This is a genomic window from Nonomuraea sp. NPDC049400, from assembly GCF_044466425.1.
GTDB lineage: Bacteria > Actinomycetota > Actinomycetes > Streptosporangiales > Streptosporangiaceae > Nonomuraea.
The window spans coordinates 252,445-263,139 of record NZ_JBITMP010000013.1 but is presented as its reverse complement, the minus strand read 5'-3'; the positions used below and the strand labels follow the sequence as shown (position 1 = coordinate 263,139).

9 protein-coding genes and 1 pseudogene are annotated in these 10,695 nt (G+C 64.1%); 6 read left to right on the top strand and 4 right to left on the bottom strand.

From position 1 onward, the window contains the following. Window positions 1-467 precede the first annotated feature (467 nt). Both ACIBVN_RS22955 and ACIBVN_RS22950 read right to left on the bottom strand, forming a co-directional pair. Window positions 468-1,385 (bottom strand): sulfotransferase domain-containing protein, encoded by a 918-nt coding sequence (locus ACIBVN_RS22955; protein WP_397139403.1) that lies wholly within the window; start codon window positions 1,383-1,385, stop codon window positions 468-470. A 696-nt stretch (window positions 1,386-2,081) separates the two neighbouring features. Then, the gene (locus ACIBVN_RS22950; RefSeq protein ID WP_397139401.1) at window positions 2,082-2,555 is read right to left on the bottom strand and encodes an Lrp/AsnC family transcriptional regulator; all 474 of its coding nucleotides are present in this window, start codon (window positions 2,553-2,555) and stop codon (window positions 2,082-2,084) included. A 92-nt stretch (window positions 2,556-2,647) separates the two neighbouring features. Here ACIBVN_RS22950 and ACIBVN_RS22945 point away from each other — a divergent pair, with 92 nt between their 5' ends. Beyond that, window positions 2,648-3,679, top strand: coding sequence for a zinc-binding dehydrogenase (locus ACIBVN_RS22945; RefSeq protein WP_397139399.1), 1,032 nt, complete (start codon window positions 2,648-2,650; stop codon window positions 3,677-3,679). Window positions 3,680-4,219: 540 nt separating this feature from the next. Then, window positions 4,220-4,840, top strand: coding sequence for a hypothetical protein (locus ACIBVN_RS22940; RefSeq protein WP_397139397.1), 621 nt, complete (start codon window positions 4,220-4,222; stop codon window positions 4,838-4,840). A gap of 847 nt (window positions 4,841-5,687) precedes the next feature. On the opposite strand, the gene ACIBVN_RS22935 is transcribed toward ACIBVN_RS22940, so the two are convergent. Further along, a complete protein-coding gene (locus ACIBVN_RS22935) occupies window positions 5,688-6,032 on the bottom strand; it encodes a hypothetical protein (RefSeq protein WP_397139395.1) in 345 nt (114 codons plus the stop codon). 171 nt (window positions 6,033-6,203) lie between these two features. Between ACIBVN_RS22935 and ACIBVN_RS22930 the strand changes: the two genes are divergently transcribed. Beyond that, entirely contained in the window at window positions 6,204-6,848 is a 645-nt protein-coding gene (locus ACIBVN_RS22930; RefSeq protein ID WP_397139415.1) for a DNA alkylation repair protein, read from the top strand. Window positions 6,849-7,331: 483 nt separating this feature from the next. Continuing rightward, window positions 7,332-7,862, top strand: a complete 531-nt coding sequence (locus tag ACIBVN_RS22925) for a DUF3558 family protein (protein ID WP_397139393.1) — start codon at window positions 7,332-7,334, stop codon at window positions 7,860-7,862. A 395-nt stretch (window positions 7,863-8,257) separates the two neighbouring features. On the opposite strand, the gene ACIBVN_RS22920 is transcribed toward ACIBVN_RS22925, so the two are convergent. Further along, window positions 8,258-9,091, bottom strand: a complete 834-nt coding sequence (locus ACIBVN_RS22920) for a hypothetical protein (protein WP_397139391.1) — start codon at window positions 9,089-9,091, stop codon at window positions 8,258-8,260. A gap of 229 nt (window positions 9,092-9,320) precedes the next feature. Here ACIBVN_RS22920 and ACIBVN_RS22915 point away from each other — a divergent pair, with 229 nt between their 5' ends. Both ACIBVN_RS22915 and ACIBVN_RS22910 read left to right on the top strand, forming a co-directional pair. Continuing rightward, window positions 9,321-9,734 (top strand): SgcJ/EcaC family oxidoreductase, encoded by a 414-nt coding sequence (locus ACIBVN_RS22915; protein WP_397139389.1) that lies wholly within the window; start codon window positions 9,321-9,323, stop codon window positions 9,732-9,734. 821 nt (window positions 9,735-10,555) lie between these two features. Then, window positions 10,556-10,651 (top strand): annotated as a pseudogene (locus ACIBVN_RS22910) (IS5/IS1182 family transposase); the annotation flags it as partial. Window positions 10,652-10,695 lie beyond the last annotated feature (44 nt).

The following is a 10,695-nucleotide window of genomic DNA, read 5'->3' as shown; positions in this document are numbered from 1 at the left end:
CCGTGCCGGCTTTCTCCTCCTCCGCAAACGAGTGCTCCTCACAACCTAACGATCATTACGCACCGTCACCGCTTCACGGACTTTGCGCCAGATCCCGACAACGGACCGCGTTTGCTCGCCAGTTTCGACCGCGATCTTGGGCCTGGAGTCGGGTCCGTTGTTCGTGAGAGCTGACCGCACTCACCGGCCCGAGGTCATTCGCACCGAGGAGGGGCGGGGCGGCGGCGCAGTGTCGGCGGCCATCCGGATCTGGCCGCTGGCGGCAAGGAAGAAGGCGCTATGACCATCACAGAGTGTGACCAGATTCGCTAGCCGACGCGCTGCCACACTGCCCCGATCGCCGAATCCGGCGTCGGTTGAGGCGCAGACCCCTGATGTTGGTCCCGAGCGCGGATCGGCAGTTATGGGCGGCGGGCGGCGCTGACGATCAGCTTTGGGTAGTGCGGGGATACCGCCAGACGGGGATCTCAGTCGATCGGCTCGCGATGCACCCACTCGACGAGATCGTCGGACGCGAGCGCCCGCACGCGCGCGGCGTACCGGGCGAGGTCGGCGTCGTCGAGGAGGTCGCGCCACTGGCCGCTCGTGCCGCGGCTGAAGAACGCGGCGGGATCGATCCAGTGCTCCGGACCGCCGGCGGGGACGGTCGTGTCGGCCCTGCTGCGCATCGACTCGAACGTCGCCGCCTGGACCAGGCGGGGCCATCGGTGCTCGTCGACGTCGATGCCGAGGCGCGCGGCCATCTGCCGCATCTGCCCCTCCAGGTCGGCCTTTAGGTCGTCGTAGTGCAAGTACACGACGTCGAGATCGTCGGCGGCGTCCCGGAACGTCTGCAGGTGCTCTACAGTGCGCCGCAGCGACGACCCGACCTGCGTCGATGGCGTCTCGTCGTCGACCCACTGCCAGAAGCGGTCCCGTTCGCCGTCGGGGCGCGGCCGCGGTGGCCGCAATGGTCCGAGCTCGATACCGTCGATCGCGGCCGCCCGTTTGCGTTGGCTGAGGAACGCGCCGATGTCGGTGTTGTCGATATGGCGGTCGATCGACAGCCCCACGTCGCGCGGGTCCCGCCCGACGCAGATGTACGTGACCGTCGGATCGTTGGGTATCCCGTCGAGCGGCGTGTGGGTCTTGATGAACCGGCGGTGCGTCTGGGCTTCCAGGTCCGCGAACACGTCTGTGCGGGCGCGAGTCACCATGTCGATCCACGGCGAGAGCGTGTCCAACGGGAGCGGGAGCTCCGGTTCCTGCAGTATGAGCAGGGCGCAGATCATCTGCGTCCACGTCGTCCCGCACTTTGGCGGGGTGCTGATGATGATGTCGCCGGGGCGGAGCTCGAAGCCGTCCCAGCGGTTGCTGTCGTACATACTCGTCTCGTAGCGGCGCACGGCCGTCATCCTTGCAGCGGATCCGATCCCGTGAGGCCCAGATGATTCACCGCGCGACATCCTGCCGAGGGCTCAAGACTGAGGTTCCGAAGGGCGTCGCGCAACAGTACGTAGCGCAGCACCCGCCCATAATGTCCGATCTCGGACACTCCGCGAGGGCATCATGAAGGCCAGAGGATGAGCGCCGAACGGCGGCTACGCGCGCGTCTACCTTGGACGCCAATCACGCTAGGTAATCGCGTTGCCGCCACCGGGCAGCTCGGTATGGCCGCTCCCGGACAGATCCGGCTGGCCGTCGTGAGCCCAGGTCAGCGGTCCATTGCCGCCTACCGTCGGGGTGCGGTCAGAACTGGCAACCATCAACTTCGCTGAAGCTCGGGGTGCGTCGCCACTCACGAACAAGTGCGGTCGGTAGTTGCAAGCAAAACCAAGGAGAAGGAGCTCAAGACCCTCCAGTGCCTCCGCGACCACGGGTACAACGTCAAAGACCCCGCTCTCGGCCAAGCCGCACAGGTCGAGGTACCTGATGGCGTCTCGCAGGACGGCTTGAAGGTGTGCTACGGCAAATGACGTCCGAGCATTCCTCCGGAAAGCCAGGAGACGCGCCGCGGGGGCACGGTGCGTCCTGCCGTCGCCTGGTGGAGCGCACCCGCTTGGGCGCGGTCCGGCCGCCTGGCTATTTCTTCGAGCGGCCGGTCACGTCCAAGCGGTCACGTCGACGTCACGCGGGTGCACGGGCTGGGAGAGTACGACCGAGGTGGTGGTGTCGCCCAGTTCCGCCAGTTGTTCGATCACCTGCTCCAGATGGGCCGCGTCCCGTACGGCGATGGCCAGTTCGTAACAGTTCTCGCCGGTGACGTGTACACAGGACAGCACGTATTTCATGGCCAGTAGGCGCTCGCGCAACTGGGTGACGCCCTTGCGGGAGCGGGGGCGGGGGCGCAGCCAGACGCGGGCCTGGAGCGGGAGGCCGAGGCGGGCCAGGTTCACGTGCGCGGCGTAGCCGGTGATCACGGCGGTCTCCTCCAGCCTGCGTACGCGCTCGGCGACGGCGGGCCTGCTGAGGTTGACCCGCCGGCCCAACTCGGCATGGCTGATGCGGGCGTCGCGGGTCAACTCTCGGACGATCTGCAGGTCGAGCGCGTCCAGCGACGAATCGACTGGTGGCATCGCCAAACACCTCCGTATCGCAAGCCACAGATAGCCTCCGCCTCCGAGATGGTATGGGATGGGCAAGGCCGGGCGGCATACGGTTACCCCTCATGAGAGCAGCCGTCATCCGGGACGTGGGGGATGTCCACATCACCGACGTCCCCGATCCCGCCATCCATGAGCCCACCGACGCCCTGGTACGCATCTCGCTGGCCGCCGTTTGCGGCTCCGACCTGTGGCCGTACCGGGGCCAGGAGAAGTTCAGCCCCGGCGACCGGATGGGCCACGAGTGGCTCGGCGTGGTCCAAAACGTGGGCCGTGAGGTCACCAGGATCAAGCCCGGCGATCTGGTACTGGCACCTTTCGCGTTCTCCGACGGCACCTGTGAGCGCTGCCGCGACGACCTGCAGACCTCATGCGTGCGGGGCGGGTTCTGGGGCGGTTCGAACCAGGGCGGGCAGGCCGAGGCGGTCCGGGTGCCGTTCGCCGATGCCACGCTCGTCCCTGTACGCGCGGACGCCGCCGACGACAGTCTGCTGCGCAGACTGCTGCCGCTCACCGACGTGATGTCCACCGGCCATCACGCCTGCGTCCTGGCTGGAGTCGGCCCCGGCCAGAGCGTCGCCGTGATCGGTGATGGCGCGGTGGGGCTGTGCGCCGTGCTCGCCGCCCGCCGCGTAGGCGCAGAACGCATCTTCGCCATCGGACGCCACCCCGACCGTCTGCGCCTGGCCCGTACGTTCGGCGCCACCGACACCCTGGACGCCGACGACCCCGCCACGGTTCCCGAACTGATCGACAGTACGAACGGGGGCGTCAGCTCGGTGGCCGAGTGCGCGGGCACGCAGTCGGCACTGGACCTCGCGCTCGCCCTGACCCGTCCGGGCGGCACGATCGGTTCCGTCGGCGTGCCGAACGGGGTGCACACCGTGGACCTGTACCGGTTCTTCCGTTCCAACATCGCGCTGCGTGCAGGCGTCGCACCGGTCCGCCGCTACCTGGAACCGCTGGTCGCTGACGTGTTGTCGGACGCGCTCGACCCCTCCCCCGTGTTCACCGCCGAGGTCTTCTTGGAAGATGTGGCCACCGCCTACCAGCGGATGGACCGGCGTGAAGTCATAAAGGCGCTAGTGAGAACGTGATCTCTGGACGGCGCCGGTCAGGCGGCGGGTCGATGACCGCTTGGTCCTGGCGGCCACTCCTCGATTCTGAAGGGCCGTAGCGGATGGGCGAGCGACCGGATACCGGCCGAGATCGCTCCACGGGCAACATAGAGGGTGACTTCGATGTCGCTGTTGCTGACGACTGCCGTGTTCATGATGGCCTTGAGCAAGCGGTACGCCCTCTGCTCCTTGATCGCGTTGAGCGGCTTGTTCTCGAATGCCGGGCAGACGTGCGCTCGGAGCAAGACCAGGGGCAAAGATCACTCGACTAGCCTTTGTCGATCTTCTGTTGTTCGGCCTACGCGGGCCCTGAGGGCGTCGGCGATTCGCTGGTCAGCGTCGCGCGTGGCGTGCTGGTAGGTGAGCGCAGGCCTGTCTCTGTCTCACAGAAGGCGAACCGCATGCAGAACTTCTGCGACACATGGGGCAGAAGGTAATGAAGTACACCACAATTAATGCATGGGATACCCTCGGCAACCAGGTCTGCGGGAATACCCGGGGGTGGTTTCTGCTCTGGTCGTGATCCTGGCAGTGCTTCTGCCGGGCGGCTTCACGTTCAGCTTGTACAAGTACCTCAGCGCCCCCGACCCGAACACCGCCGCGGCTTCGCCGACCACAGATCCCACACCCGAGCCCAAGGAACCGAGCCCCAGCGAGACCGAGCGCCCGGACTCACCGATCGACGCCGACGAATACGGCGACTGGAACTTCCGTGCGGGCAGCGTCACCTTCAAGGCTGAGAAGGTGGGCGGCTGGACGTACGACTCCTGTGCGCCGGTGGACAGGCGCGGTGTGCTGGCCAAGAACAAGTGCGAGCGTGTCGTTCAACTGGCCTATGCGGCCTACCGAGGGCATCTCACGGCGGTCCAGGTCATCATGTCCTTCCCCACCGCGAAGGCTGCCAAGGCCACGGCCATGCACCTGGCGAGCTCCTCCCGGGCTGTGAAGTGGCGCCGGGACAAGCTGCTCGACAAGTACGTCTACGCCAAGCAGCGGGTGGCCTTGACCGAGAGGTACGTCCTCCTCACGGTCGTCGCCGCCGACAAGACAGCCCAGGTGAAGGCCACGCGGTTCCACCACTACCTGCACACGGATCGCTCGAACAGCTTCCTCTTCCGCGACTCAGTCGCTTCAGACTGAGCGGCTTCCCGTCGTCGCAGAAGGGTTCGAATCCGCGTCGCCTGCAGTCCTGTCAGCCCGCATCGGGGCCTCGCGCGGGCTGTTGATCACCAGGATCCCCGATACGCGCACCAAGGCGACCCTCAAGTACAGGAGGTGGAGATCTGGGTGCGATCACGACCGCGTTCGGAGTGATCGTCGCCACTCAGGCCTGGCCCACGATGAGCTGGGTCGACGGACGACCGTCCGGGCTTGGTGGTACGTCAAAGGGATCCACGTAGTTACGGTAGAACGAGACGTCGGTATTTGCCCACGTAGAAGGCCATTCCCTGTGGTCGAGGATGGCCTCGTTGATCTTCGTCGAAACTAGCACTGCTACGAGTCCAGCTGATCACCCTGTGGCGGGTGTTGAAATGCGAGGCGTCCCCGCAGAGGTCGATGTGGTTCCCTGCGGGATGTGGTCTCAGCGCAGGTGATAGTTGAGCGTCCCGAGGGGCCAATGCGTGGACAGCCAGGCTGTCACGGCTTTGTACAAGGGCACGTCCAGCTCGGCTCGATCAGCCCGGACCCAGGAGGACACGTCAGCGTCATGGTCGTCGCTGGCGGAGGGATAGATGTAGACGCATCCGATCACCTCGTCGCTGGCCGTCTCGAGGACGGTGTAGGTCTCCGCGGCGCTGAGCGAAGTCGTTCGCGTGGCGCTGCAGGTCGGCGAGGTTCGCCTCCAGGGTCATGCCGCCCACGGGAGGCCATCCATCATCCGAGAAGCCCGGGGTCGCGCGGATGTGCTCGATGCTGCTGGTCCAGGCAGCGTGGTCAGCAGCGTTGTGCTGGGGTCCAAGGGGCTCCAGACGGAACTGCGGGGTGGCTAGGTATGGGGGACGGCGAAGTCGTCCGGGACGAGGGCATGGTCGTTCATGGGGCTGAGGCTATGAGGTTGAGCTAGTGAGTTGCATCTGGATTGATCTCGCCCCTCGCGCCGCTCAACAATCGGCCCATCTAGGCGGAAGCCGGCGGTGGTGAACGCATCGGTCATCGCGTGCAACGGCCTGCGCCAAAAGGTCATCGGGAAGGACTGTCCGTCGAACGTCCATTCGTCGGTATAGCTGGTGGTCGCGAAATAGTTGGGCCGGGGATCCTGGATCAGGTAGTCCACGAGAGGGTGCTGCACCGACGCGATCAGCCGGCCGCCGGGCCTGAGCACTCGCCGCATCTCGGCCAACGTCGGTCCCCAGTCCTCCAGGTAGTGCAGTTCGGTGGCTGCCGCCGAATCGGCGTGTACGACAGGAGGCCGACTTCCGTCGCTAGGCTGAATCTCGCACGTGACGGACAGGAGGCTGAGGTGGCCAAGACGACGCTGACCGAGACGACGGTGGCCGAGGTGATGGCGGAGCTGGCCGAGCTCGAGGACCCGAAGATACGCGAGGTGAACGAGAAACACGGCGACGATCACGGTGTGAACCTCAGCAAGCTGCGCGCGCTCGCGGAACGGCTGAAGACGCAGCAGGAACTCGCGTGCCAGCTTTGGGGGACGGATGACACCGCGGCGAGACTGCTGGCGATCCTGATCTGCCGCCCGAAGGCGTTCGAGCGTGACGAGTTGGACGTCATGGTGCGCGAGGCGCGCACGCCCAAGGTGCATGACTGGCTCGTGAACTACGTGGTGAAGAAGAACCCGCACTCCGAAGAGCTGCGCCTGGCCTGGTCCGCCGATCCGGATCCAGTGGTCGCGAGTGCCGGCTGGGCGCTGACCACCGAACGCGTGGCGAAGAAGCCCGAGGGCCTCGACCTCGCAGGACTGCTCGACGTCATTGAGGCGGAGATGAAAGACGCCCCGGATCGCCTGCAGTGGGCGATGAACCACTGCCTGGCTCAGATCGGGATCGAGCATGCCGAGCACCGCTCCCGTGCAATCGACATCGGTGAGCGCCTGGAAGTGCTCAAGGACTACCCGACTTCCCCGGGCTGCACGTCTCCGTTCGCGCCCATCTGGATCAACGAGATGGTGCGCCGACAGCACGACAAGTAGGGAAGGCTCGCGCTCATGCTCGTGCCGCTACTCTCTCAGAACGCGGCACCCGATACGAACCGGCCGTGAGGGGCCTCACGTCGCCTACGGCTGGCGAGCACACCGGGGCCTGCCCGAGTCGATTGAAGCGACCTGGCCGCTCGCCGTGGTGCAGACATGTGACCATGCGGGCTTATCGACCGGTCGCGGAGCCCGCATCTCGCGAACCCGCGAGGGACAATGGCAGCGCGGCACGGTACACCAGCAACTCAGAGGTACTGGTGCATAGGTTGATCTTGGTCGACAACCCTTCTATCGGGGGCTCTCCTACTTGTCGATCAAGTCTTCCCGCAGGCATGCCCGCCACCTATAACTTCAGATTGGAATGGCCAGTCGGTGAGTTCAGGCATTCGGGACCGGTCCCCATGTTCGAACGCTAGCTTTCAGCGCATGCCCCCCAGCCCAAGAGATCGATGCGTAAGACCAGTGGCGATCCTCTTCGCGATGCTGATCCTGCTGGTCGGCTGCTCCTCCGCAAACCCTTCGAACCCACGAGCATCGCCCTCTGTCTCGCATCCCAATCCGCCCGATCTGACGCAACCTCTGGGCGAGTACGCCGGCGCCCCCTGCGCCCTGCTCGATGGCGACGAGGACCGCGCCGCCTACAGAATCACGATGCCCGGTCGCGTGATCGATCTGTCCGAGGGTCCTGCGGAGTCGTGCTACTGGCTGGTCTCTACGGGCGTTCAGATAACCTGGATTCCGTATCCCCATGAAAAAACGTGGAGGGCGAATGCGGATGATCCAGGTGCTCGACGGTTCTATATAGCTGGCTACCCTGTGGTCCAGACCGCAGACAAGGAATCGTGCTACCAGAACGTCATTGTCGGATCCAGTGACTCCGTTCTCTCAAGCGGCTCCTTCAGCATGTTGGTCCGCCGAACTGAATCCGACGCCCCCAAGGACCTATGTGGGATCGCCACCCTATTGAGCGAGCTGATTATTACTAAGCTCCAGCTTGGCCTATCCAACTGAGCAGGATGAGCTCAATCTGCTCATTCTGTCAGGACGAATAAACGATCACCGCCTCTCGCTTGAAGGGGGAGCGGGCGAGGCCTGTTGCGCGACGAGCAGGAATGGCAGTCCGCCATCAAGGCCACCCATGCTCTACTCGCCGCGCTTGAGCACCACATCAAACCAATCGCAGTTACGAGACGCGCGAAATAATCGCGGTGATTCTCGGCGCTCCGAGCCGTCTCACGGGCCTTCGCCAGATCCGCAGGAATGTGCTCTTGGCCGGCTCGGCCACAGATGAAAAGGCTCGGTATCTCCTGATTAGTTCCCCCCTGCCCCTCTGAAGGGGGCGCTCGCTCAGGCGGGAAAGATGTGCACGGGTTTGCCCGCCGACGTCGGTTCCTTCGTGGCGCAGGTTAGAAGGGGCCGCTCTCCGGATAGCCAGCCTTTATGACGGCCTTGCGGGTCTTCGCGTTGAGTTTCTTCTCGCTGATGACCTTGCCGGCCGCCGGTGCAGCGATCTTCACTTTGGCACCCCAGTTCGAATACTTGGTGTCGGTGTGGAAGACCATCTGGTCATAGGCCGTGGTGTCGCCGTCCGGGTAGGTCGTCGTGTCGACGACCGTGCGGGTGAGCAGGTTGTGTTCATCGAAGTACAGGTGGAACTCGACGTTGCCTTCCCCGGCGGACTTGTCGTGCCGGAAGTCAGCGAGTGTGGCGGTGCCCTGATATTGGCCGGTCGCTACTTCTGATGCGTTGTCCAGCATGAACTGCAGTTCCGCTGGAGTGACGCCCACGTCGAGGACAGCGTTTTCGTGCCCACTGGCCTTCGACTGGATCCAGGAACGACCGGAAGGCAGCGCCTTGGCGATGCCGGCGTTGGTCACGTAGGCGTTTCTGCCCTCAGCGATGACCCGGTAGGGAGGCGTAGACCTTTTCTGGCGTGAGGACATGCGGACACGGAGGTCGGCAGCCGCTACATTGCCTTTGTCGAAAGCCAGGGTGCCGACCGTATGGGTGTTCACCTGTATCTGCATGGTCCGGCCGTCGGCGGTGAAATCGAGTGTGATGCTGCTCGATTCGGTGATCTTTACGCCTTTGTCCGGGGCCAGTTGGGCCTTAAGGGTTTTCACCGGGTCCACTGGAGCGGCCTGCACGGATGCGACGGAGGCCGCCTGAGCGGGTACGGCCACCGCGCAGACGGCCGCAGCCGCGGCCGTTGCCACGAGGCCTGCGAAGAAGAGCTTCATTAGTGTCCTTGCTTGGATTGATATAGCAGGGAAAAGAGTAAGAGGGCGGTGTTGGCGAGATAAGAGATGTCTTGTAACGATCCGGTGCAGGCCGGTGATCACCAAGTGGTGATAGCCCTCGATGCGGGCGGGCGGGGTAGTCCTTGGTTCCGCTCTCGTATTTTCGGAAGTCGCCCACCACATTGAAGCTCTTGACCTCAAGCAAGCTTAAGGTTCTACCGTGATCTTCATGAGCACAACGGACATCGCTGAGCAGACCAGCCAGGCCGATATCGAAGCGATCGAGCAGGTGGTGGCCACGGTCGAGCACTCCCAGAACAACGAACTCCCTGACGAATTCGTTGCGCAGTTCCGAGCGGATGCGATCTGGACCACGGGCAGTGGCAAGCGCCTCTTCGGCCGTGATGCGATCTCGACGTTCACGCGCCAGGTGCTTCCCGGAGGGATGCAGGGCGCGACGGTCACGTTGGAGGTGGAACATGTGCTGTTCATCCGACCCGACGTCGCAGCCGTGAAGGTGCGTCAGGTCTACCGAACGTCCGACGGAACGGAGGTGGGCACGCCGCTGTTCGTCATGGCAAAGGAGGGTGGGCGGTGGCTTCTGACCGCCTGCCAGAACACCAGCGTTCTCGGCAGCGACTGACCGCATTCGACGGCGCACAGCTCCAGCGACAAGCAGCGCACCAACCCGCCAACCCGCATACCAAGACCGCGTCAGCCTCATGCTGCCGGCGTCTTCTCGCACACCACGTCCGCACGTTGAATGACGCGTTCGTCCTGATCTTGAGTGTCCGGGAACACCCAGATCACGACCACTCCATGAGGGACGACCTTGCGCCCATGTGGCATCAGAACGGCTGAGACGTGTCTGGAGAGACTTGAGATCGGACCGCTCGTGCGGCTGTAACCGTGTCCCGGCGTACTGCCACGATGAAATTTCTCAACGTTCCAGACAGTCACCCAACTGTTAATATGGGTAATGTCGGCGACAATCCGCATAATGGGACATGTCCTAAATTAGGGCTCTTGTCAGGATCGGATAACTTATGTACGATCACTTCCGTCGAGCCTTGGCGAAATTAGGATCGCCTGGGGTTTCGCGTTCGGAGGTGTCCGTGGCTTCAAAAATCGGAGCACGAAAAATGCTCATCGCTGCGGCGATTATTGCCGCCGGAATCGGATTTGCAAGCCCGGCTCATGCCGTGGCAGAAACGTCTGGCGGAGGCCAGGTCACTACCAATGGCTACACCTGGTCCAATTAATGCCATAAGCTGCAGTGTCGCGAGTCGACAGTCTTGATGGTTAGGTCACGGGCGTACCTTCAGGTCATTGAGTTTGCAGAAAAGCAAGAATAGGGCGGCTCGCCGTGGCGCTATCCGTGAGGCCATCGTGCTGCTCGCCCGCCGCTCATCCCCGCCTGGAACGGGTGTTACTGGTGACCGAGCGTGCCGGCTACCCAGCCCGGTGCTGGACGGCACGCTCATCCCAATCGACCGCGTGGCCGCCGATCGGCCCTGCTGTTCCGGCAAGCGTAAGAAGCGCGGGATGGAAGTGGATCTTCGGTAGCCAGGCGTCCTGGAGCGCCTTCACCCAGACGCGCCAGT

Bases quoted from the DNA above. Each gene is read 5' to 3' on its own strand.
- ACIBVN_RS22935 (WP_397139395.1), bottom strand. From the start codon at position 6,032: ATGCGGCGAGTGCTCAGGCCCGGCGGCCGGCTGATCGCGTCGGTGCAG.
- ACIBVN_RS22920 (WP_397139391.1), bottom strand. From the start codon at position 9,091: ATGAAGCTCTTCTTCGCAGGCCTCGTGGCAACGGCCGCGGCTGCGGCC.
- ACIBVN_RS22915 (WP_397139389.1), top strand. From the start codon at position 9,321: ATGAGCACAACGGACATCGCTGAGCAGACCAGCCAGGCCGATATCGAA.
- ACIBVN_RS22930 (WP_397139415.1), top strand. From the start codon at position 6,204: ATGGCGGAGCTGGCCGAGCTCGAGGACCCGAAGATACGCGAGGTGAAC.
- ACIBVN_RS22950 (WP_397139401.1), bottom strand. From the start codon at position 2,555: ATGCCACCAGTCGATTCGTCGCTGGACGCGCTCGACCTGCAGATCGTC.
- ACIBVN_RS22945 (WP_397139399.1), top strand. From the start codon at position 2,648: ATGAGAGCAGCCGTCATCCGGGACGTGGGGGATGTCCACATCACCGAC.
- ACIBVN_RS22925 (WP_397139393.1), top strand. From the start codon at position 7,332: ATGCTGATCCTGCTGGTCGGCTGCTCCTCCGCAAACCCTTCGAACCCA.